The organism is Flavobacterium sp. MEB061, assembly GCF_000834715.1.
Taxonomy (GTDB): Bacteria; Bacteroidota; Bacteroidia; order Flavobacteriales; family Flavobacteriaceae; genus Flavobacterium; species Flavobacterium pectinovorum.
The window spans coordinates 41,720-64,311 of the sequence record NZ_JXQR01000014.1 but is presented as its reverse complement, the minus strand read 5'-3'; the positions used below and the strand labels follow the sequence as shown (position 1 = coordinate 64,311).

Below are 22,592 nucleotides of genomic sequence, written 5' to 3'. Positions count from 1 at the left end.
AAAGTTATAAGCTCTAAAAGCTATTCTCTTTTTCTTTTATTTATTTAAAACTGCATTCATCGGATTTCTTGAATTATCTTCGATGGAATACATTGGTTCTCCTTCGTAGATTTCTCCCTTAATTTCTTCTCTCTCATCAACCGGCAAGTCTTCTTCTGCCAATTCTTTATCAATCAATCTTTGAAGCGCTTCTTTTCTTCTTTCCTTTTCCTGTTGCTCTTCTACGATTTCCTCATCCTTTTTAGTTACGCTAATGATGATTCCGAGAGCAAAACATGTCATCCAGATCGAACTACCTCCACTACTTATCAGCGGAAGCGTTTGCCCTGTTACAGGCAATAATTCTACTGCAACAGCCATATTAATCATGGCCTGAAATATCATCGGGAAACCGAGCCCAACGACGACTAATTTCCCAAATAATGTGTTGGCTTTATGCGATGCAATTACAAATCGGAACAAAAGCAATAAATACAAAAGCAAAATCGAAACACCACCAACTAAACCATATTCTTCCACAACAATTGCATAAATAAAATCGGAAGAAGATTGTGGCAAAAAGTTTTTCTGAACACTTTTTCCGGGTCCTAAACCTCCTAATCTTCCTGATGCAATGGCGATTTTTGCTTTTTCAATTTGATAATCATCTTCATCAGGTTTATCTGTAGTAAAGTTCGTAATACGACTTTCCCAGGTCGCTACCCTGCTAAAGAATCTTGATTCCGGAAATGCTTTGGCAACTAATAAAAAGAAAGCCAGCATTGCAATTCCTGAACCGATAATAAAACCGATATATTTTAATGGATACTTACCAATAAAAGTCAACATCATAACCATTGAAAAAATCAACGCTGTTGTCGAAAAGTTAGCTGGTAAAATAAGCACAAGCGTAATAAAAACCGGAATCCAAAGCTGTACAAATGAGGTTTGAAACGGCTCATTTTCCTCTTTGGTTTTTGATAAATATCTCGCTACATATATGAATAAAACTATAGAGGCCAAAGTTGAAGTCTGAAACGTAATTCCGATAAAAGGAACCTGAATCCAACGACTTGCATTTGCTCCTGCGATTACGGTTCCTTTTAGCAATGTATAAAGCAATAAAATCCATACTACAGGCAAAGCAATTTTTGAAATCGCCCTAAAATAATGATACGGAACTTTATGCACCCAATAAATAATCATGAAACCAATACAAATGTGCGCCAAGTGTTTTACCAAATAGCCCAACGTATTTCCTGTTCCGTGACCGATATAAGCCAAATTACTACTCGCACTAAAAACAGGCATAAACGAAAACAGCGCTAATAAAGCCACGAATGACCATATTACTCTATCTCCTTTTAATTTGTTAACTAACTCCTTCATTGCTTTTAGTTTCAGGTTTCTTTTGTTTCAGGTTTCAAGTTTCGCCTAACGTGAAACTTGAAACCTGAAACTATTTTTCTTTTACAGGTTGTGAACTGCTTGTTTAAACTGTTTTCCTCTGTCTTCGTAGTTTTCGAATAAATCGAAACTTGCGCAAGCCGGAGATAATAAAACAGCATCACCTTTTTCTGTTAATCTTTGTGCTGTTTTTACTGCATCGTTCATGTTGTTTACTTCAACCATAATGTCAACAACAGCTCCAAAAGCATTAATAATTTTATGATTATCAACTCCTAAACAAATAATTGCTTTTACTTTTTCGCGAACTAATGACATCAATTCGTTGTAATCGTTTCCTTTATCAACACCACCCACAATCCAAACTGTTGGCACATTCATGCTGTCTAAAGCAAAGAAAGTAGCGTTTACATTTGTTGCTTTTGAATCGTTGATGTATTGTACATTCTGAATTTTTAATACTTTTTCTAAACGGTGTTCAACACCTTGAAAATTTGATAAACTTTCGCGAATTGTTGCATTTCTAATTTGCATCAATTTTGCTACAGAGCTTGCTGCCATTGCATTTTTCATATTATGTTTTCCTTCTAACGCAATGTATTCTGTTTCCATTGTAAACTCTTCTTGGTTGATCTTTATTTCCATTTTGTTGTTATTTATAGAAGCTCCTTCGTCAAAATTTTTTGTTAGTGAAAAAGGAATTAATTTTGCTTTTGTTTTGTTGTTTTTTAACCATTCTGTACTTGCTTCATCATCTGCATCGTAAATCAAATAATCGCTTTCGGTCTGGTTCATTGTTATTCGAAACTTCGAATCGATATAATTTTGATACTTATATTCATATCGGTCTAAATGATCCGGGCTTATATTTGTAATTATTGCAATATCAGGTCTGTATTCTATTATTCCGTCAAGCTGAAAACTACTTAATTCAAGAACGTATGCATCATATTTATTTTCGGCTACCTGCCAGGCAAAACTTTTTCCTATGTTTCCTCCCAACCCTACATTCAAACCTGCCGATTTCAATAAGTGATGCGTTAACATTGTTGTGGTAGTTTTACCATTACTTCCTGTAATTCCAATTGTAAGAGCTTCTGTAAACGGTTTAGCAAATTCAATTTCCGAAATCACTTTAATCCCCGCTGCGACAAGCTTTTTTACTATGGGAGATTTCTCTGGAATTCCCGGACTTTTCATGACGACATCGGCATTCAAAATCAGGTCTTCTGTGTGCTGTTCTTCTTCCCAGGCAATCCCATTAATTATAAGAACTTCTTTATAGCTTTCTTTTATCTTTCCAAAATCAGAAACAAAAACATCGTATCCTTTTTTCTTTCCGAGAATAGCCGTTCCAACGCCACTTTCTCCTCCGCCTAAAACAACTAGTCTCATCTATCTTAATTTTAGGGTAACAATTGATAATATGGCTAACATGATGGCAACAATCCAGAATCGGGTTACAATTTTACTTTCATGATAGCCCTTTTTCTGATAATGATGATGTAATGGCGACATCAGAAAAATTCTTCGGCCTTCGCCAAAACGTTTCTTTGTATATTTAAAATATGCCACCTGAATAATTACTGAAGCACTTTCCGCAAGGAAAATTCCGCAGAACAATACAATCAATATTTCTTTACGAACTGCAATTGCCAAAACTGCAATGATTCCTCCAATTGTCAAACTTCCTGTATCGCCCATAAAAACAGAGGCGGGATAGGAATTATACCAGAGAAACCCAATCAAAGCTCCCACAAAGGCAGATATAAAAACCGTCATTTCTCCCGAATTGGGTATGTACATTATATTGAGGTAATTCGAAAAAATAATATTTCCTGAAACAAACGTAAATATTCCGAGTGCGAGGACGGATATTGCCGAGGTTCCTGCGGCGAGTCCGTCAATTCCATCTGTTAAGTTAGCTCCGTTAGAAACTGCTGTGATGATAAAAATTACTACGGGAATAAAAATCAACCATGCCCATTTTTCATATCCATCTCCTAAAAACGATAAAACTTCTGCATAATCAAATTCATTATTTTTTACGAATGGAATTGTTGTTGCAGTTGATTTTTCTTCAACAGGTGCTGGTACAACCAGAGTTGTAGTCGTATTTGCTTTCAATAAATCGGTTCTTCCAGTATCGGTTCTTACGGTAACAGCTGGATTGAAATACAAAACCGTACCTACAATAAGTCCTAACCCAACTTGCCCAATAACTTTAAAAATTCCTTTAAGCCCTTGTTTATCTTTTTTGAATATTTTAATATAATCATCCACAAAACCAATTGTTCCCATCCAAAGTGTAGTTACAATAAGCAATACGATGTAAATATTTTGCAAACGAGCAAACAATAAAACTGGTACAATAGTGGCAAAAATGATAATCAAGCCCCCCATTGTTGGTGTTCCTGCTTTTTCATTTTGACCAGCAAGACCAAGCTCACGAACTGTTTCACCAACTTGCTGCTTACGCAAAAAATTGATAACCCTTTTTCCGTAAATTGTTGATAGAAGCAACGAAAGCATAAATGCCAACGCTGATCTAAAAGTAATGTACTGAAAAACCCCTGCTCCCGGCATGTCTAATGTTTTTCTCAAATATTCAAATAAATAGTATAGCATATATTTTTGTTTTAAACTCCAATTTTGAAACTCCAAATTCCAATTCTATTCTGTGGCATTTTCGGATTTAAAAACTGATTATTATTTATTTAGCTGATCTAATATTTCTTTTATAGTTTCCATATCGTCAAAATGATGACGAACTCCATTTATTTCCTGATAAGTCTCATGTCCTTTTCCGGCAATTAATATAATATCATTAGGCTGAGCCAATTGACAGGCCGTTTTAATAGCTTGCTTTCTGTCTGTAATTCTCAGCATTTTTTTATAATTCTGTGGTTCAACACCTTTTTCCATTTCATCCAGAATCACTTCAGGATCTTCATTTCTTGGATTATCAGATGTTAAAATGGCTTTATCGCTTAAATCTGTAGCAATTTTAGCCATAATTGGTCTTTTTGTTTTATCCCTGTTTCCACCGCATCCTACAACCGTAATCAATTGTTCATTTTTAGTTCGGATGTCGGCAATCGTTTTTAAAACATTGTCTAAGGCATCAGGCGTATGCGCATAATCTACAATTGCTGTAATATTTCCTTCTGAAATGATATACTGAAAACGTCCTGAAACGCTTTCTAAATCAGACAATAAACGCAAAGCTTCTAAACTGTCCATTCCTAATTCTACCGCAGTTCCGTAAATTGCCAGAACATTATAAGCATTAAAAGTTCCGATAAGTTTTACCCAAACTTCGTTATCATTTACTTTCAACAATAAACCTGACAATTGGCTTTCTAAAATTTGAGCTTTAAAATCAGCATAAGTTTTTAGAGCGTAAGTTCTTTTTCTTGCAACCGTATTTTGAAGCATTACGGGTCCGTTTTTATCATCTATATTGGATAAAGCGAAAGCCGTTTTTGGCAATGAATCAAAAAATGATTTTTTTACATCTCTGTATTCTGCAAAAGTTGGATGATAATCTAAATGATCGTGCGAAAGATTAGTAAAAATCCCTCCAACAAAATGCAAGGCTTCTGTACGTTTTTGGTGAATTCCGTGTGAACTCACTTCCATAAAACAGTGCGTTACACCAGCTTCAATCATCTCATTTAAATAATGATTAATGGTGATAGAATCCGGAGTTGTATGTGTTGCATTATATTCTGTTTCATCAACCATGATTTTTACGGTTGATAATAAACCTACTTTAAAACCTGCTTTTTGAAACAACTGAAACAATAATGACGCAATTGTTGTTTTTCCGTTTGTACCGGTTACACCAACTAATTTTAATTTTTCAGAAGGATTTCCAAAATAATTAGCCGCCATAAAAGCCAATGCCGTATTGGTATCTTTCACTTTTATATAAGTGATTCCTTTTGCAGGATTGTCTGGTAAAGTATCGCAAATAATAGCAATTGCACCTAATTGAATTGCTTTTTCGATATAATCATGACCATCAGAAAGTGATCCGCGAATGGCTATAAAAACATCATTGTCTTCAATTTTTCTTGAATCGAAATCAATTTTGTTTACAGCGATTTCTGTCGAACCAGTTACAGACTCAATAGCTACTTTATATAATATGTCTTTCAGTATTTTCACGATAATTCTAATACTATAGTTGTGTTTTTACTAATATTTTGTCCAGCTTGTAACGACTGTTTTTTTACTTTTCCTACTCCGTTTACTTTTACTTTCAAGCCTAAGTTTTCAAGTAAAGCAATAGCATCCATTCCGGGCATTCCTTTTAAATCCGGAATTCGATTTGATTTTTTATTGGCTTCAACTACATAATATTTATCATAACTAGAATCCTGTTTTGGAACTCTTGAATCCAGTTTTTTAATTTTATTGGTTGATGGCGCATCTGTAAATATCTTTTGGGCAATTCTTTTAAAAACCGGTCCTGCAACATCGGCACCATAATAATTATTCTTAGATGTATTTGGTTTGTGAACCACTACAATACAAGAATATTTAGGATGATCTGCCGGGAAGTATCCTACGAAAGAAGAAGCGTAATACAACGCTGATTTCCCTTCTTTCCCTCCATAATTCATCTGAGCTGTTCCTGTTTTTCCTGCCATCGAAAAATCTTTCGAATACAATTTTGATCCTGTTCCTTTTTTAACAACATTCTCTAATACTGCTTTCAGTTTTTTAATAGTTTCCTGTGAACAAACTCTTGGGTTCATTACTTCAACATCAAACTTTTTAATGGTCTTATTCCACTCTTTAATTTCTGACACAAATTGCGGCCTTACCATTACACCATTATTGGCAACTGAATTGTAAAATGCAAGTGTTTGCATTGGTGTAACTGAAACTTCATATCCAAAAGCCATCCATGGAAGTGAAATTCCCGACCAATGTTTGTCTCCAGGTTTTGGTATATAAGGTCTTCCTTCTCCTTTAAAATGCAATCCTAACGGTTTATCTAATCCATAACTCTTAATGTGATTCACAAATTTGGATGGATTGCTTTTATAGTTGTCATAAACTGCCTGAACCATTACGGTATTTGAGGAAAGTTCGAAACCACGTGCTAATGAAACTTTTCCATAACCTCCATGGTGCGAATCATTAACAGGACGTCCATAATATTTTACTTGTCCGCCATGACTATCATAAACCGTACTTGTATCTGCTACTTTATCTTCTAAAATCGCCATTAGATCGACTAATTTAAAAGTCGAACCAGGCTCATGAGATTCTGCAACAGCGTAATTTGTGGTTTCATAATACGATCCGTCTTCTGCTCTTCCTAAATTCGAAATTGCTTTTACGTGACCGGTTTCTGTTTCCATAACCACTACACAACCGTGATCTGCTTCGTAATCTTCCAATTGTTTCAACAAAGCGTGGTGCGCGATATCCTGAATAAAAACATCTATTGTCGAGATTACATCGTAACCGTCGATAGGATCAACTTCATTTAAATCACGAATTGGTTTCCACTGCCCTTTTGCAATTTTTTGTTTTAAAATTTTACCGTCTTTTCCGTTCAGGTAACTTTTAAAAGCCCATTCGATTCCTTTACCTACCTCTACTCCTGTCGCGGGATCAATTCGGTCATAACCAATGGTTCTTTCAGCAATTTTTCCTATTGGATGTTTTCTAACTGTTTCCTGCTCGATGATAATTCCGCCTTTAAACGGACCTAAATTAAACAATGGAAATCCTTTTATTTTTACATATTCGGTATAACTCAAATTGCGTCCTATTAAATAGTAGCGATTTTTATTTTCTCTGGCTTTTCTTAATTCTTTTTCATAATAACCTCCCGGTCTATCCAAAACCGTTGCTAATGAATCTGATAACGCTTTTACATACTTTTCAAAAGTTTCTGTTTTTGGCGCTTTTGCATCAAATCTAATTTCATAATTAGGTATAGATGTTGCCAGTAAACTTCCGTCTGCAGAATAGATATTTCCTTTATTGGCCGGAATTATAAAATTCTTAATGGTACGCTGTTTTGCCAGTTTTCTATAGTAATCTCCTTCAACCCATTGAATATTAGTTAATTTAACAACAATAGCAATTGCCATCAAAAAGATGAAAACTGCTACGAGGTAAATTCTGTAGGATATATGTTTATCGTCTACTGCCATATTCTTTTAAAGAAATTTTTTTCTTCTTCTTTTTTAACTTCTATTTTTACAGGAGGAACCGTTGACGGAAAAATTTGCTTTTCCTGCATTTTATCCGATATCGTCGACTCCATTTTTAACTTCATTAATTCTGATCTTCTGTCTACAAATTCTGATCGTAATTCTTTTACTTCATTATTCAGTTTTGCAATTTCAAAAACCTTTTGCTCGTATCGTTGCGTATTGGCAATCATTATTATGGCAAGCAAAATGAGAAAAACAATAAACCGCCAGTTTTTTACCGCGTCATCGTTTAATAGAAATCTTGCTTTTAATATGCTAAATACTCCGCCTTTCATTTTTATACCTTAATTATATCTTTTCAGCAATTCTTAATTTTGCGCTTCTTGCTCTGTTATTAATTTTAATTTCAGCATCATCAGGAACAATTAATTTTCCAATGGTTTTAAAAGGAACTGAGAAGTTTCCAAAAAAATCGCGCTCAGGCTCTCCTTCAAACATTCCATTTTTAATGAATCTTTTTACCAGTCTGTCTTCTAATGAATGATAAGAGATTACTGAAAATCTTCCGCCCGGTTTTAAAATTTCTAACGATTGCTCGATAAATTCTTTTAAAACATCCATTTCCTGATTTACCTCAATTCTAATCGCCTGATAAATCTGCGCTAATATTTTATTTTTAACTCGTTCCGGTAAATATTTTGCCAGAACTTCTTTTAATTCATCTGTTGTTTTAATTGGTCTATGCTCTCTGGCTTCTACAATTGTTCTTGCCAAAACGGGTGCGTTTTTCAACTCCCCATAATCAAAAAAAACACGACGTAAATCCTGTTCTTCATATTCGTTAACCACCCGATAAGCATTTAAATCACTTTTCTGATTCATCCGCATATCCAGATCGGCATCAAATCTGGTTGAGAAACCTCGCTCCGGAACATCAAACTGATGGGACGAAACTCCTAAATCTGCCAAAATTCCATCTACACTTTTTACTCCGTGAAAACGTAAAAATCTTTTTATAAATCTAAAGTTCTCATTAATTAAGGTAAACCTTTCATCCGGTAATGCATTTGCAAGCGCATCTTCATCCTGATCAAAAGCAAACAATTTTCCGTTTGGTCCCAATCGTTTCAAAATTTCTTTTGAATGACCTCCGCCACCAAATGTTACATCTACATATATTCCGTCTGGCTTAATATCTAAACCATCAACTGTAGGATGAAGTAAAACCGGATTATGATATTCCATTGTCGTCGTCATTAATATTTCCCATTACTTCTTCGGCTAAATCTGCAAAATCCATATCTTCGCCGCTTATTGATTTTTCATATAAATCCTTATCCCAAATCTCCACAATATTAACCGCAGATGAAAAAACCACATCTTTTGAAATACTTGAAAAAGCAACCAAATCCTTTGGAACCAATAACCTTCCTAATGCATCAATTTCTACCACTTTAACTCCTGCAGTAAATCTTCGAATAAAATCATTGTTTTTTTTTACAAAACGATTAAGCTTGTTGATTTTTTGCATCATCAAATTCCACTCGTCCATTGGATATAATTCTAAACACGGTTGAAAAACAGAGCGCTTCAAAACGAAACCGTCCTGAAGAGATGAAGCCAATTGCTTTTTTAAAGGTGCAGGCATCATTAGCCTTCCTTTAGCATCGACTTTACACTCGTATGTTCCTACAATTGTGTTCAAGAAAAATTCATTAACATGTTATACAGCAAAAATATAAAAAAAAATACCACATTTTACCACAATCTACCACTTTGTTAATAAGTTTAACCACTTTTACCACAACTCACTTAATTAATAGATAATCAATATGATAGATTATAATTATTGAATTGATAATTCTGTTTAACAATTGCAAAAAATACATAGACTTTCTCTTAAAAATTAGCCATAATATTAATTTTTTAACATTTGGCAATTATTCATTTTTAAACAATAAAACCTGATTTTTAACCACTTATAAATCCTACTGAAATTATCTAGTTAAAAAATGTCACCAAAAATTTATTTTTATTTATTAAACCCTATATTTGTCCAAATTGAAATTGGCATTAGATTAAATGGACAAAAACTACAAAAAAGAAGGCAAATACAGCTATTATGAAGCTGGAGAAGGAACTCCTATCGTAATTTTACACGGCTTAATGGGAGGTCTAAGTAACTTTGATGCTGTAGCAGAATATTTCCCAACAAAAGGATACAAAGTTGTTATCCCTGATTTGCCAATATATACCCAAAGTATTCTAAAAACGAACGTAAAAAGTTTTGCGAAATATGTAAAAGACTTTATCACTTTTAAAGGTTTTGATAAAGTAATTTTATTAGGTAATTCACTTGGAGGACATATTGCTCTTTACCATACAAAATTATATCCCGAAAAAGTCGCAGGTCTTGTAATTACCGGAAGTTCTGGTCTTTACGAAAGCGCAATGGGAGACAGTTATCCAAAAAGAGGTGATTATGAATACATCAGAAAGAAAGCTGAAGATGTTTTTTATGATCCAAAAATTGCTACTCCGGAATTGATAGATGAAGTTTATGCAACCGTAAATGACCGCATTAAATTAATCAAAACCTTAACGATTGCAAAGAGTGCTATTCGCCACAATATGGCCAAAGATTTACCAAAAATGACAGTGGAAACCTGTATTATTTGGGGTAAAAATGATGCTGTAACTCCACCAAATGTGGCCGAAGAATTTGATAAATTATTGCCTAATTCATCTTTATACTGGATAGACAAATGTGGACACGCTGCTATGATGGAACATCCTCAGGAATTTAATGCAATTCTTGAAGAATGGCTCGTTAAAAAGAATTTATAGCACTTAACTTTCGATTTTAAGGAGGTTTTAAAAACAAAACACATGAAAATTACAACCGCCGAATTTATTATCAGTAATTCTGAAGTTGCAAAATGTCCACAGGATTTTTTGCCGGAATATGCTTTTATCGGAAGATCAAATGTTGGTAAATCTTCGTTGATTAACATGATTACCAATCATAAAAATTTAGCAAAAACATCCGGAAGACCTGGAAAAACGCAACTTATAAATCACTTTAAAATTAACAACAATTGGTTTTTAGTCGATTTACCGGGTTATGGTTATGCTAAAGTATCAAAGAAAACAAAATCTGTTTTTCAACAATTTATTACCGATTATTTTGAAACGAGAGAACAGCTTGTATGCGCTTTTGTTTTGATTGATATTCGCCACGAAGCTCAAAATATTGACATTGAATTTATGTCATATATGGGCGAAAGCGAAATTCCGTTTTGCATTATTTTTACTAAAGCAGACAAAATCAGTAAAGTAAAAATAGATTCGCATGTTGCAGCTTACAAAAAACAAATGTTTGCTAATAACTGGGAAGAAATGCCTCGATATTTTGTAACCTCATCTACAGAATCCACAGGAAAAGAAGAACTTTTATCCTATATCGACGAAGTAAATCAGGAGGTTTTTAAGAACAATAGTCAATTTTAAAATTCCAAATTTAGAAATTCCAAATTCCAATAAAAGGAATAATCAAATAGAAAATCCCAAATTCCAATTATAAATTGGAATTTGGGATTTTTTTATTTGGAATTTCAATTCCTTGGGTTATTTTGTCAAACTTTGTGTAAAAAAAAACCTTTGCCTAAACTTTGACAAAGGTTTCCCGTATAGTTTGGAATTTGGAATTTAAAATATTGGGATTTATTTAGTAAGTTCCAGTTTCTCGGCAAAATAATCACAGAAATCTTTCATTGTATCTGCCATCTTTTCGTCGTCTGTGGCACGTTTAAACGTATCTGACATTGCTACTAATGTTTGGTGAAAGAAAATTTTCATTTCATCAACCGGCATATCTTTTGTCCACAAATCAATACGCATTGTTTCTTTAGCTTTGCTATCCCAAATAGATAACATTATTGCTTTTGCTTCTTCAGCTTGTACGCCACCGTCTTGCGCGCTCCATGTTAATTTTTCAGGAACACGGTTTTCGTCTAATTCTATATTGAATTTAATTTCTGAGTTTATTGTATCTGACATTATTTCTTAGGTTTATATTTGGACTTTTCGAAAATTTCTTTAGCATTTGTTTTTAATAATTCCGGCAGCGTTACATTATTATTTCTCATGAACGAACGTACTACTTGCCAGCCAATCCAGGCACCAACTCTTCCGGGAGAATCATTATCTATTTCAAGATAAAATTTAGAAAATGGTGCAGGAGCAATAAATCGGGTATTTAATTTAGGATCTTCACTATACAGCATTTCATTTTCAATAAAATGACGCCACATGTATTCTTCATTTTCTTCACACCATTTTATTTGTTCTGGCGTATAACCCATTTTTTCTGCATCTGTATAGTCTGGTAAAAGCAAATCTTTGGCATACAATTGTTTTCCTTCAAAAATCATTTGAGAAAGCAAAGTTCTATCCGCAGAAGCCGGAATTTTTCTAAAAGAAAAACTAGAAACTACATCAGGCATAATTTGCCTTTCCTCAAAATTCTCTTTCAGGTAATTTGGAAACTCATAAAACTTATGGTTTTTTCCCAAATACAATTCTAATGCAACAATAACCAGACTATCTGCGTAAATTGCTTTTGCATTATAATCCATTTCTCCAATTACCGTAATTACTTTTGGTATTTTAGTTTCAGGAAAATAATATTTTACGTGTTGGAAAAGCGCATTGAATTCTTCACGAACAGGTTCAAAATTGGAATATTTTTTTTCAACTTCTGTGTAAACTTCTCTCCAGATTGGATCCTGCATTTTATTCAGCCACACATTATCATCATTTCCGGCAGGGAAAAAGAAAGGATATTGTTTTTTTACTTTGGCTAAATCCTGAGGTTTTGTTTCAAAAAATACTTTATCGAAACGTTCTACTTTTACATCAACCGGAATTTCCTCAACAGCTTTTTCTACTTTACTTTTTTGATCACAAGACAAAAAAAACAAGCACAGAACCACTACAAAGCGATATAATTTCATTTTATTTTAATTAGATTTGTGTTGCATGAATTTAAGCACAACATGCACTTAAAAATATTTGTGCAAATATACATTCCAGTATCTTAAACTTGACCTATTATGACTAAAAAAAGCACAATTCAAGCAGAAAAAGTAAATACGCATATTGTTGAGTGGTTAAAAAATTACGCTAACAATGCAAAAGTAAATGGTTTTGTAATCGGAATTTCCGGTGGAGTTGACTCTGCTGTAACTTCTACTCTATGTGCCCAGACGGGTTTAAAAGTTCTATGTGTTGAAATGCCTATTCATCAGGCAGAAAGTCAGGTTTCGAGAGGAAGAGAACATATTGACCAATTGAAAAAGCGTTTTCCTAACGTTTCGGATGTAAAAACTGACTTAACATCAACTTTTGAAGCTTTTAAGGCTTCTGTGCCTTCTACAGAAGATTCAACAAAAGTTAATTTATCACTAGCCAACACACGTGCACGTATCCGTATGACGTCATTATATTATTTAGCCGGAATTCACGGCCTATTGGTTGCAGGAACTGGGAACAAGGTAGAAGACTTTGGTGTTGGTTTTTATACTAAATATGGAGACGGTGGAGTCGATTTAAGTCCAATTGCTGACTTAATGAAATCGGATGTTTATGCTCTTGGAGAATTTTTAACAATTCCAGCCTCAATTTTAACAGCAGCGCCTACAGACGGTTTATTTGGCGATAACAGAACCGATGAGGATCAATTGGGAGCAAGTTACGACGAACTTGAATGGGCAATGGAAGCCTCGGAGTCAGGAAAGACGCCAGCTGACTTCACTGGGAGAGAAAAATCTGTCTTTGAAATTTATAAACGTTTAAACACCAGCAACAAGCATAAAATGGATGCCATACCTGTCTGTTTAATACCAAAAACGTTAAAATAAAACTTTTTAACATTTGTCTGCGATTAATTACAGAATTTATTTATTAATTTTACAGCTCCAAAAAACATGATAATAATTCTAAAAAGGTAAAATTATGATTAAAGTATGTCTTGCAGACAATCATCCTGTGACTCACTTTGGCGTGAAATCTTATTTCAAAGACCACGATCAAATTTCAATTGTTGCTAACGTAGGCAATTTTTCAATGGTTAGAGATATTCTTCAGACGAAGGAGATCGATATTCTAATTCTGGATTTAGAATTAGAAGGTCTTTCGAGCATCTTCGAAGTGAAATCTATCCTAAAAAATTTCCCGAAAACAAAAATTGTAATCTTCAGTGATCTCGCTGAACAAATGTATGCTCCAAACGCGATTAAAGCGGGAGTTTCCGGGTACGTGCACAAAACAGAAAAACTTGAAACTTTAGGTCTTTCTATTATTAAAGTACACGAGGGGAAAATTATTATCAACGAAACTGTACGTAAAAACATGGCTCTTATTGCTAAACAAAGCAAAAGCGAACGCTTGTACAGAAAACTTTCGAACCGCGAAATTGAGGTTTTGCGTTACTTAAGCGATGGTAAAAAGAATAATGAAATCTCTAAAATTTTAAACCTGAACGAAAAAACGATCAGTACTTACAAATTGAGATTATTAACTAAATTAAACGTGACTAATTTAGTTGACTTAGTAAATAAAGCTAAGACATTAGAAATTATTTAATGGTGTAAAATTACTCTTGCTGATATCTTCCAAATATCAGTTGAATAATCCAAAAACCGTAAAAAAAAGCTCTATACTATTAAGTATAGAGCTTTTTAAGTTTTTAGTGATAAGGAACTACAACCCTGCCTAATTTTCTTGAAAAATTATTCAGCAGCTTAGAATAATCAACTACCATAGATAAAAGCTCTGAATTATCTTCTTGCGGATCTGACAATAAAGATTGTTTTAATTCCTGTATAATTTTTGAAACCAAATACCAGCGCATCGAGAAAATGGTGTCAGAAACATTTTGTTCTATTGTTACATTTTTATGTTTTGGAAAAATGTTTTGCCCTTCCCAATTGTGAATAGCCACTTTTTCATCTTCCATTAATATATTGGTCACTTCCTGAGCAAATTCCGGTGGTAAATGCATTAAATATTTATCTAAACTAAAACTTTCGTTTTGGTTGTAAAAATCAATCAAACCGTTAAAAATACTTTGGAATAAAGAATTGGAGAGTTCCACCTCATCTTCCTGAAGGCTTAAATATACTTTTTCGTAAACCTTATATTTTCTTTTTTCGCTTACTTCCTTAATAACTCCTTCTTCATCGGCTTTTAAATAAACATCTTCAAAATCTTCGAGTACACTTCCGTAAAGCAATAATATTTCGATTATTTTGCGTTCAAAACCATATAGAATATCTACTTTTTCTGCCTGCTGTGGATATCCCGATTCTCCAGGATAATCATCCGGAGGACCTGTTCTTGGATCATCTGGATCGCCGCCAGAATAACCGGTATTTGGATTTTGGTTTCTAACTACTTCAAAGGGCTTTTGTTGCTGCTTTTGCTTTTTATCAGCATCAGCAATATCTTTTTGAATCAACTGCGCCAGTGTACTTACCAAAACCTGCTCCGAAATATCCATAATTCGGGCACATTCCTGAAGATATACTTCTCGCTGAATACGGTCTGGTATTTTCGAAATACTCGTTACCATATCCCGAATCAAATCTGCTTTTTTGATTGGGTCGTTTTTGGCTTCGTTCATTAAAATCGAAGCTTTAAACTGTATAAAATCTTTGCTGTTTGCTTCTAAATAGGCTACTAAATCATCATGAGAATTTTTTCGTGCAAAACTATCCGGATCTTCCCCATCAGGAAAACCACAAACTCTTACATTCATTCCTTCTTCAAGAATCAAATCGATTCCTCGAATAGACGCGCGCAAACCTGCAGCATCTCCATCAAAAAGCACAGTAATGTTTTTCGTTAAACGATTGACCAAACGAATCTGATCTGGCGTTAAAGCTGTCCCTGAAGAAGCCACAACATTCTCGATTCCGGCCTGATGAAACTGGATTACATCGGTATAACCTTCAACCAAATAGCAATTGTTGAGTTTTGCGATCGATTGTTTGGCCTGAAAAATTCCGTAAAGCACTCTACTTTTATGGTAAATATCACTTTCGGGAGAATTTAAATATTTGGCTGCTTTTTTATCATTGGTTAAAATACGTCCTCCAAATCCCAAAACCCGTCCGGACATACTTTCTATAGGAAACATTACACGACCCTTAAAACGGTCAAAAGGGCGATCTTCTCTGGCAATTGTTAAACCTGTACTTTCCAGAAATTCAAGTTTGTATCCTTTCCCCAAAGCTTCCTTAGTCAATGCATCCCAGGTTTCCGGTGAATATCCTAAACTGAATTTCTTGATGGTTTCGTTGGTAAAACCTCTTTCTTTAAAATAGGAAAGTCCAATTGCTTTTCCTTCTTCTGAATGTAAAAGTGTATTATGAAAATATTCTTTTGCAAATTCTGAAACCAAGTACATACTTTCGCGAACATCCGTAATGGCTTTTTCAGCATCTGTCTGTTCAGTTTCTTCAATTTCAATATTGTATTTTCTGGCTAAATACCGAATGGCTTCCGGGTAGGTAAATTGTGAGTGTTCCATTAAAAATTTAACAGAGTTCCCTCCTTTTCCGGTACTAAAATCTTTCCAGATTCCTTTTGCCGGCGACACCATAAACGACGGAGAGCGCTCATCTGAGAACGGACTCAGACCTTTAAAATTACTTCCGGCGCGTTTTAAATTTACGAAATCACCTATAACCTCCTCTACACGAGCAGTTTCAAAAACAGTATCAATTGTATTTTGTGAGATCAAAACGTAAAATATTTTTAGAATTTAGAGCCTGTAAAAGTACACAAATCAATCTTGAAATTTTATCATTTTTTCATAAAAAAAGCACTTCTTTCAAAGTGCTTTTTTACTAACTAAACTTAACTCAATTTTTAATTTAAATCGAAACGCAATCCTAATGAAATATTTTTTTCGTCAACCAGATTATCCTGAAACAAAGGATTTAAATCATATTTTGCATACAAACTCAACGATTTGTAACCGATGTAAGAACTTAATCCGTAAATAAAATTATTTACATTATAATCGCCTTTTATGGTTGTTTTATATTTTAAATCTTCTTCTTCAAATTTTAAAATTTGTTTCGATTTTACGTTAATTCCGGCATAACCTCCAATTCCGAAACGGAAACTTTTATGTGTTTTAAAATACGCTTTTCCGTTACTTACTGTGGGTTTTGTAAAATCAAATTCTAAATGTACAGGCAATACTAAATACACATTTCTAAATCGGGATTCATTGAGATTTGTCGCATTAACCTCCAAATTTGTCTGATCTTGATTTACTACAAAACTGCGATTGTCTGTTGGGCGAATATTATTATACATTAATGACAGTCCGTATTTTGCATGCAATAAATTATCGTTTTTCAATAATCTTGAATTATAAGTAAAACCCCATTCATAAAAATGCGAACCTATAAAACTGTAATTCGAATCCTGAAGTTTGCCATCGACCATCATATTATTTAATCCCATTGCAAACACAAATTGCGAAGTGGTTCTTTTTTCGCCATGAATAGAATCTTTTACTTTTTTTCTTTCTTCCCAATTTCGGTCATTCCAGTGAATAACCAGCATGTGTTTTTTTGTTGAATCCTGCTCTTGGATTTTCCCATCTACTTTTTGCTGTACCAGGTCATTAAGTTCATTTTGAGCCAAAGTAACTTTTTCTTCGATTATTACGGCTCGGGCTTCAGCCAGTTCTTTCTTGCGTTTATCGGCTTGTTCCTGAGTTATTTTCCCTTCAGACAACTGAACATTTACAGCTTCAACTTCTTCCTTTAAAGCGGCTTTTTCTTCTTTTGTTATCTTTTCTATTTTGTCGGCAATTTGCTTTGCTCTTGATTCAAAAGTTTCCTGTCCCAGCACTTTGCTGACAAATAAGAAAACTAAAATTACGAGGTAAACGGTAAAATTTTTCATGATTGATTTTTTAATTTGATTGTTGATTGATGATGATTAATTGTGAATTGTAAATACTTTTATTCCATTTCCATCGGGTTAAAACCCGACGCTACAATATGGATCGTTCCTCCGGAACTAAAAATATCTATATTCTATTTTCTTTACTCTTTATTCTTTATTCTTTACTCTATTTTCTTTACTCTATTTTCTTTACTTTTCCTGATTTCTATTCGCCAATGCCACTTTTACGGTTTGATAATTTTTATTGACTTTTGTAATTACTTTTTCTCTAAACGAAGTTTCTAATTCTCCATCGACTTGATTAAGTAAATCATTGGCGTTGATTTTTATTTTCGATTTTGGCTTAGCCGAATGTTCTGCCACCACAGTTTTTTCGGCTGTGTTTAGCAATTGATCGACATTTTCATTTTTAGAAGTTTCGACAACTAAAGTTTGATTATTGATTGATTGTTTTTCCTGATTGTTTTTGATGATGACTGAAGACTCCGCTATTTGATTTTTTTCATTTTTTATAAGTTGATATGATTTTTGTTCTGAAACGTTATGATTAATTTTCTTTTCTCTTTTATTTGAAGTTTGAATTGACATTTTCTCTGAAACCGCAATTTCTGTTTTATTAGAATCTATTACATTCAAAGTTGGTTGTACAGCCGAATCTTTCTTAGCATTATCTTCTGTAACTACATTTACTTTTGGAGTTTCAACAACATTTTTCTTCTGATTAAAAAAGAAAGTTTCCACCAATAAAAAACCAACAATACTTGCCGCGATATACAACCATTTATAGTTCTTTTTAGGCTGCTTTTCTTCTGCAATGCTCAACATGGCATCTAATCGATCCCAGGCTTTGTCGCTTGGTTCAATCGTACGTTGGTTTAATTTTTCACGGAAATCCTTTTCAAAATTATTCGGTTCCATTATCTAGTTTTTTTAATGTATTAATTTGTGTCTGCAGCATTTTTCTGGCGTGCGATAATTGCGATTTTGATGTTCCTTCATTTATACCTAACATCTTGGCAATTTCATTGTGTTTGTAACCTTCAATCGCATATAAATTGAAAACCATTTTGTAACCATCTGGCAAAGCATCAATTAAAAACTGAATTTGTTCTATCGAAAACTGGCTGTCAATGGCGTTGAAACTTTCTTCGACATAAATTTCGTCTTCGGTAAATTTTACCTTTTTCTGAACTCTTAAATACGATATGCATTCATTAACCATAATTCGGCGAATCCAGCCTTCAAAACTTCCTTTGTGTTCAAATTTGTTCAGGTTGGTAAATACTTTCATGAAAGCGGTGATCATTACATCTTCTGCCAATTGAATGTCTTTTATATATTGCCGACAAACACTTAGCATTTTTGGAGAAAACCGCCCGTAAATTTGCTGTTGAGCTTGTCGATTATTTTCGACAGCCAACTTTATAATTTCAGTTTCTTCCTGATGTAAATGAATAATTTTCATTAATAAGCGCTCCGGTTTTGTTTTACTAACAGACTTCTATTAGCATAGACGAGTTTGGTTTTGAAATGGTTGCATGGAGTGAAAAAAATCAACAAAAAAATTCCAAATTCCAAAAGAAAATCCCAATATAAAAAACAAAATAAACTGATTTACAACAAAGTAAAACAATTATCTAATTTTCTAATTGACAAATTATCTAATTACTTCTTTCTCTCAATAACGTAATTCACCATCAGAATAAGGGCATCTTTAAACTCAGAATCGGGGTAATTCTCTAATAGTGAAAGTGCTTCCTGCTGGAATTCGATCATTTTATTTTCGGCGTAAGCCAAACCATTATTGTTTTTTACAAAAGCAATAACTTCTTTTACGCGTTTTTTGTCTTTGTTGTGGTTTTTGATGGAGTTTATCAGCCACTTTTTTTCTTGCGGAGTACAAGTATTTAAAACATGAATTAAAGGCAAAGTCATTTTTTGCTCCTTAATATCGATTCCGGTTGGTTTACCGATGGCTTCTTCGCTGTAATCGAATAAGTCGTCTTTGATTTGAAATGCCATTCCGATAAGTTCACCGAATTTGCGCATATTCTCGACCTGAATATCATCTTCAATTACCGATTTTGCACCAAGAGCGCAACAAGCCGCAATAAGTGTAGCGGTTTTTTTTCGGATAATTTCATAATAAACCTCTTCGGTAATATCGAGTCTTCTGGCTTTTTCTATCTGAAGCAATTCTCCTTCGCTCATTTCGCGAACAGCTACAGAAATAATTCTGAGTAAATCGAAATCCCCATTATCTATCGAAAGCAATAATCCTTTCGACAATAAATAATCACCAACCAAAACAGCAATTTTATTTTTCCAAAGTGCATTGATAGAAAAGAATCCGCGGCGGCGATTACTGTCATCAACCACATCATCGTGCACTAAAGTTGCGGTATGAATCAACTCAATAACAGAAGCTCCTCGATATGTTCTTTCATTTACAATACCCCCGGAAACCATTTTTGATGTCAGAAAAACAAACATCGGACGCATTTGTTTTCCTTTTCGATTTACAATATAATATGTAATTCTATTCAGCAACGCAACCTTTGAGGTCATCGATTCATGGAACTTTTTTTCGAAAAGTTCCATTTCGTTAAAAATGGGCTGTTTTATTTGAGAAGTAATGTTCATTTCGACTCCAAATATACTATTTTAAATAAAAAAACGTTGACTATTTTATGTTAGTATATGAACAATTTATGTACTAATTAAAAAATTAACCAAAAAAACATCTAATTCCAATTCCCAATTTGAATTCATTAATTAAAAGTAAAACCTAAACTATTTATTATGAAAACAAAATTTTTATTAATTGGAACTTGTATCACTTTATCATTTTTTATTAGCTGTAATTCTGATGAAAGTGGAAACGACGGAACGAATGCTAAAATTTCAAATGACGAAATTGTTACCAATTCTAAAATTGATGCATCGATAGAGGATGTAACTAATATTGCTGAAGATCAATTTGATGCTCAGCAAAACAGCACTAATAAACCTAGCGGCACAATCAAAAACTTTTTACCAAGCTGCGCCACAATTACTACTGTTTTAACCAATAATATCTGGACAAGAACAGTTGATTTTGGTATTGAAGGCTGTACACTAGACAATGGAAATTCGGTAAAAGGAAAAATGACTGTTTCGTTCTCTAATGACTTTTCTGCATCGACACAAACGATTAGTTATACTTTTGAAGGTTTTTATCACAATGGTAAAAAAATTGAGGGAAGCAAGAGCATTGTTCGGACAAAAAAAGCTACCGATTTGCTTGCAGAAGTGCATCCTGTTTTAACAGCAACAATTGACATGACTGTTACTTTTGATGATGGAAGCGTTTATACCCGAAAAGGAACTTTAACAAAAGAAACTATTTCCGGTTATGATACCTGGTTTAATTGGGATGATAATAAATCTGTTGTAACAGGAAGCGGAACCACGACTTTTCCGAATGGCGATACTTATTCGGCAGAAATTACAACTCCACTGGAATTTAATGCTGCGTGTAAAAAACCATTTGCCGTAAAAGGTGTTTTATCGTTAACTAAAAACGGCGCTAATGCGATTATTGATTATGGAAATGGAGATTGCAACACTTTGGTAACAGTTACTAAAGATGGTGTAACCGAAGAAATAGATTTGAAAAAATAATGCCTTTTTTGCCCAAACAAAAAGCATTAAAAACAGGTTTGATCTTGTCTTTAATGCTTTTTTATTTATATAATTAAATGTGTAGTCCCCAACGGGACATTTTATCGGTTATCGTTTTTTTCTACCAATATGTAATTCCTAACGGAATATTTTGCTGCTATTAAATGATTAGATTGGTATTATTCTGCTTTTTTGTAACTTAATTCTTTCAATAAATATCTCGGAGAGATTACATATTGGTAGAAATTAATTATTACGCGTGTGTTTTGTCCCGTAGGGACTACACAAATATTTCAAAATCAATTATCATTTCCTTCCTTGTTGGCCAATTGTCCACAAGCGGCATCAATATCTTTTCCGCGGCTGCGACGAACTTTTACTACTACTCCAATATTTTCCAAAGCTTTTATGTAGGCCATAATAGATTCTTCCGAAGCTTGTTGAAACTCTCCGTCGTCAATTGGATTGTATTCGATTAAATTAACTTTACAAGGCACATATTTGCAGAATTTAACCAAAGCATCAATCGAAGCTTTATCGTCGTTAATTCCTTTCCAAACCACGTATTCGTATGAAATTTTACTTTTTGTTTTTCTGTACCAATATTCAAGTGCTTCTCGTAAATCTTTTAAAGGAAAATTTTTACTGAAAGGCATAATCTTCGCACGAATTTCATCAATTGCCGAATGCAGGGAAACTGCCAATTTGAACTTCACATCATCATCGGCCATCTTCTTAATCATTTTCGGAATTCCTGATGTCGAAAGCATAATACGCTTTGGCGACATTCCCAGACCTTCCGACGACGTGATCATATCGATTGCTTTAATGACATTATTATAGTTCATTAAAGGCTCACCCATTCCCATAAAAACAATATTCGAAAGGGGATGATTGTGATACAAACGGCTTTCTTTATCGATTGCCATAATCTGGTCGTAAATTTCGCCCGGTTCCAGGTTTCGCATACGCTTTAATCTTGCCGTTGCGCAAAAATTGCAGTCTAAACTACAGCCAACCTGACTTGAAACGCAAGCTGTTGTTCTGGTATCTGTAGGAATCAAAACAGATTCTACCACTAAACCATCATGCAGACGAACGGCATTTTTTACAGTTCCGTCACTGCTGCGCTGCATTGTATCAACCTTAATATGGTTAATTACAAAATTATCTTCGAGCATAGAACGTGTTGTTTTGGCAACATTCGTCATATCCTCAAAACTGTGTGCTCCTTTGCTCCACAACCATTCGTAGACTTGATTTCCGCGAAAAGCTTTGTCATTATTTGCGACAAAAAAATCTCGTAATTGATCTTTTGATAAGGCTCTTATGTCTTTTTTCTCCAATTGCATGGTGCAAAGTTACTGT

Annotated in this window: 21 protein-coding genes; 5 read left to right on the top strand and 16 right to left on the bottom strand. The window is 33.9% G+C overall.

From position 1 onward, the window contains the following. Window positions 1-36: 36 nt before the first annotated feature. The 8 genes from RT99_RS05805 to RT99_RS05770 form a co-directional block, all read right to left on the bottom strand. Window positions 37-1,368 (bottom strand): FtsW/RodA/SpoVE family cell cycle protein, encoded by a 1,332-nt coding sequence (locus RT99_RS05805; RefSeq protein WP_042563796.1) that lies wholly within the window; start codon window positions 1,366-1,368, stop codon window positions 37-39. Window positions 1,369-1,449: 81 nt separating this feature from the next. Beyond that, entirely contained in the window at window positions 1,450-2,781 is a 1,332-nt protein-coding gene (murD, locus tag RT99_RS05800; RefSeq protein ID WP_042563795.1) for a UDP-N-acetylmuramoyl-L-alanine--D-glutamate ligase, read from the bottom strand. Continuing rightward, entirely contained in the window at window positions 2,782-4,014 is a 1,233-nt protein-coding gene (gene mraY, locus RT99_RS05795) for a phospho-N-acetylmuramoyl-pentapeptide-transferase (protein WP_042564049.1), read from the bottom strand. It abuts the gene before it with no gap. A gap of 81 nt (window positions 4,015-4,095) precedes the next feature. Beyond that, a complete protein-coding gene (locus tag RT99_RS05790; RefSeq protein WP_042563794.1) occupies window positions 4,096-5,559 on the bottom strand; it encodes a UDP-N-acetylmuramoyl-L-alanyl-D-glutamate--2,6-diaminopimelate ligase in 1,464 nt (487 codons plus the stop codon). After that, window positions 5,556-7,568, bottom strand: coding sequence for a penicillin-binding protein (locus RT99_RS05785; protein WP_042563793.1), 2,013 nt, complete (start codon window positions 7,566-7,568; stop codon window positions 5,556-5,558). Before RT99_RS05785 ends, RT99_RS05790 begins: the two co-directional genes overlap by 4 nt. Next, on the bottom strand, window positions 7,559-7,906 hold the full coding sequence (locus tag RT99_RS05780; protein WP_042563792.1) for an FtsL-like putative cell division protein: 348 nt from the start codon (window positions 7,904-7,906) through the stop codon (window positions 7,559-7,561). Before RT99_RS05780 ends, RT99_RS05785 begins: the two co-directional genes overlap by 10 nt. Window positions 7,907-7,919: 13 nt before the next feature. Then, window positions 7,920-8,828 (bottom strand): 16S rRNA (cytosine(1402)-N(4))-methyltransferase RsmH, encoded by a 909-nt coding sequence (gene rsmH, locus RT99_RS05775; RefSeq protein ID WP_207384882.1) that lies wholly within the window; start codon window positions 8,826-8,828, stop codon window positions 7,920-7,922. Next, window positions 8,803-9,276 carry a division/cell wall cluster transcriptional repressor MraZ gene (locus tag RT99_RS05770; RefSeq protein WP_042563791.1) on the bottom strand — a complete coding sequence of 158 codons (474 nt, stop codon included), beginning with the start codon at window positions 9,274-9,276 and terminating at the stop codon, window positions 8,803-8,805. Before RT99_RS05770 ends, rsmH begins: the two co-directional genes overlap by 26 nt. A gap of 377 nt (window positions 9,277-9,653) precedes the next feature. On the opposite strand from RT99_RS05770, the gene RT99_RS05765 reads away from it, so the two are divergent. Both RT99_RS05765 and yihA read left to right on the top strand, forming a co-directional pair. Then, window positions 9,654-10,418 (top strand): alpha/beta fold hydrolase, encoded by a 765-nt coding sequence (locus RT99_RS05765; protein ID WP_042563790.1) that lies wholly within the window; start codon window positions 9,654-9,656, stop codon window positions 10,416-10,418. Between the two features lie 42 nt (window positions 10,419-10,460). Beyond that, window positions 10,461-11,081 (top strand): ribosome biogenesis GTP-binding protein YihA/YsxC, encoded by a 621-nt coding sequence (yihA, locus tag RT99_RS05760; protein ID WP_042563789.1) that lies wholly within the window; start codon window positions 10,461-10,463, stop codon window positions 11,079-11,081. 213 nt (window positions 11,082-11,294) lie between these two features. On the opposite strand, the gene gldC is transcribed toward yihA, so the two are convergent. Together gldC and gldB are read right to left on the bottom strand one after the other, a co-directional pair. Next, complete coding sequence (gene gldC, locus RT99_RS05755; protein ID WP_042563788.1) at window positions 11,295-11,630, bottom strand: gliding motility protein GldC; 336 nt, start codon at window positions 11,628-11,630, stop codon at window positions 11,295-11,297. Beyond that, window positions 11,630-12,586 carry a gliding motility lipoprotein GldB gene (gldB, locus tag RT99_RS05750; protein ID WP_042563787.1) on the bottom strand — a complete coding sequence of 319 codons (957 nt, stop codon included), beginning with the start codon at window positions 12,584-12,586 and terminating at the stop codon, window positions 11,630-11,632. Before gldB ends, gldC begins: the two co-directional genes overlap by 1 nt. Before the next feature lie 99 nt (window positions 12,587-12,685). On the opposite strand from gldB, the gene nadE reads away from it, so the two are divergent. Both nadE and RT99_RS05740 read left to right on the top strand, forming a co-directional pair. Continuing rightward, window positions 12,686-13,492, top strand: a complete 807-nt coding sequence (gene nadE / locus RT99_RS05745) for an NAD(+) synthase (RefSeq protein WP_042563786.1) — start codon at window positions 12,686-12,688, stop codon at window positions 13,490-13,492. 94 nt (window positions 13,493-13,586) lie between these two features. Then, window positions 13,587-14,216 (top strand): response regulator transcription factor, encoded by a 630-nt coding sequence (locus tag RT99_RS05740; RefSeq protein ID WP_026730588.1) that lies wholly within the window; start codon window positions 13,587-13,589, stop codon window positions 14,214-14,216. 103 nt (window positions 14,217-14,319) lie between these two features. Here the strand turns inward: RT99_RS05740 and dnaG are convergent, their stop codons facing one another. The 5 genes from dnaG to RT99_RS05715 all read right to left on the bottom strand — a co-directional run bounded on the left by dnaG (window position 14,320) and on the right by RT99_RS05715 (window position 20,204). Beyond that, complete coding sequence (gene dnaG, locus RT99_RS05735; protein WP_042563785.1) at window positions 14,320-16,377, bottom strand: DNA primase; 2,058 nt, start codon at window positions 16,375-16,377, stop codon at window positions 14,320-14,322. 128 nt (window positions 16,378-16,505) lie between these two features. Next, on the bottom strand, window positions 16,506-17,558 hold the full coding sequence (locus tag RT99_RS05730; protein WP_042563784.1) for a hypothetical protein: 1,053 nt from the start codon (window positions 17,556-17,558) through the stop codon (window positions 16,506-16,508). 192 nt (window positions 17,559-17,750) lie between these two features. Beyond that, complete coding sequence (locus RT99_RS05725; protein ID WP_042563783.1) at window positions 17,751-18,479, bottom strand: hypothetical protein; 729 nt, start codon at window positions 18,477-18,479, stop codon at window positions 17,751-17,753. After that, a complete protein-coding gene (locus RT99_RS05720; protein ID WP_042563782.1) occupies window positions 18,466-19,026 on the bottom strand; it encodes an RNA polymerase sigma factor in 561 nt (186 codons plus the stop codon). Before RT99_RS05720 ends, RT99_RS05725 begins: the two co-directional genes overlap by 14 nt. A gap of 200 nt (window positions 19,027-19,226) precedes the next feature. Next, a complete protein-coding gene (locus RT99_RS05715; protein ID WP_042563781.1) occupies window positions 19,227-20,204 on the bottom strand; it encodes a polyprenyl synthetase family protein in 978 nt (325 codons plus the stop codon). A gap of 159 nt (window positions 20,205-20,363) precedes the next feature. On the opposite strand from RT99_RS05715, the gene RT99_RS05710 reads away from it, so the two are divergent. Further along, window positions 20,364-21,224, top strand: a complete 861-nt coding sequence (locus tag RT99_RS05710) for a hypothetical protein (protein WP_042563780.1) — start codon at window positions 20,364-20,366, stop codon at window positions 21,222-21,224. 299 nt (window positions 21,225-21,523) lie between these two features. On the opposite strand, the gene rlmN is transcribed toward RT99_RS05710, so the two are convergent. Beyond that, window positions 21,524-22,576 carry a 23S rRNA (adenine(2503)-C(2))-methyltransferase RlmN gene (rlmN, locus tag RT99_RS05705; RefSeq protein WP_042563779.1) on the bottom strand — a complete coding sequence of 351 codons (1,053 nt, stop codon included), beginning with the start codon at window positions 22,574-22,576 and terminating at the stop codon, window positions 21,524-21,526. Between the last annotated feature and the right edge of the window lie 16 nt (window positions 22,577-22,592).

Excerpts from the sequence above, each read along its gene's own strand:
- RT99_RS05805 (WP_042563796.1), bottom strand. The coding sequence starts at position 1,368 with ATGAAGGAGTTAGTTAACAAATTAAAAGGAGATAGAGTAATATGGTCA.
- murD (WP_042563795.1), bottom strand. The coding sequence starts at position 2,781 with ATGAGACTAGTTGTTTTAGGCGGAGGAGAAAGTGGCGTTGGAACGGCT.
- mraY (WP_042564049.1), bottom strand. The coding sequence starts at position 4,014 with ATGCTATACTATTTATTTGAATATTTGAGAAAAACATTAGACATGCCG.
- RT99_RS05785 (WP_042563793.1), bottom strand. The coding sequence starts at position 7,568 with ATGGCAGTAGACGATAAACATATATCCTACAGAATTTACCTCGTAGCA.
- RT99_RS05780 (WP_042563792.1), bottom strand. The coding sequence starts at position 7,906 with ATGAAAGGCGGAGTATTTAGCATATTAAAAGCAAGATTTCTATTAAAC.
- rsmH (WP_207384882.1), bottom strand. The coding sequence starts at position 8,828 with ATGACGACGACAATGGAATATCATAATCCGGTTTTACTTCATCCTACA.
- RT99_RS05765 (WP_042563790.1), top strand. The coding sequence starts at position 9,654 with ATGGACAAAAACTACAAAAAAGAAGGCAAATACAGCTATTATGAAGCT.
- yihA (WP_042563789.1), top strand. The coding sequence starts at position 10,461 with ATGAAAATTACAACCGCCGAATTTATTATCAGTAATTCTGAAGTTGCA.
- gldC (WP_042563788.1), bottom strand. The coding sequence starts at position 11,630 with ATGTCAGATACAATAAACTCAGAAATTAAATTCAATATAGAATTAGAC.
- gldB (WP_042563787.1), bottom strand. The coding sequence starts at position 12,586 with ATGAAATTATATCGCTTTGTAGTGGTTCTGTGCTTGTTTTTTTTGTCT.
- nadE (WP_042563786.1), top strand. The coding sequence starts at position 12,686 with ATGACTAAAAAAAGCACAATTCAAGCAGAAAAAGTAAATACGCATATT.
- RT99_RS05740 (WP_026730588.1), top strand. The coding sequence starts at position 13,587 with ATGATTAAAGTATGTCTTGCAGACAATCATCCTGTGACTCACTTTGGC.
- RT99_RS05730 (WP_042563784.1), bottom strand. The coding sequence starts at position 17,558 with ATGAAAAATTTTACCGTTTACCTCGTAATTTTAGTTTTCTTATTTGTC.
- RT99_RS05725 (WP_042563783.1), bottom strand. The coding sequence starts at position 18,479 with ATGGAACCGAATAATTTTGAAAAGGATTTCCGTGAAAAATTAAACCAA.
- RT99_RS05720 (WP_042563782.1), bottom strand. The coding sequence starts at position 19,026 with ATGAAAATTATTCATTTACATCAGGAAGAAACTGAAATTATAAAGTTG.
- RT99_RS05715 (WP_042563781.1), bottom strand. The coding sequence starts at position 20,204 with ATGAACATTACTTCTCAAATAAAACAGCCCATTTTTAACGAAATGGAA.
- RT99_RS05710 (WP_042563780.1), top strand. The coding sequence starts at position 20,364 with ATGAAAACAAAATTTTTATTAATTGGAACTTGTATCACTTTATCATTT.
- rlmN (WP_042563779.1), bottom strand. The coding sequence starts at position 22,576 with ATGCAATTGGAGAAAAAAGACATAAGAGCCTTATCAAAAGATCAATTA.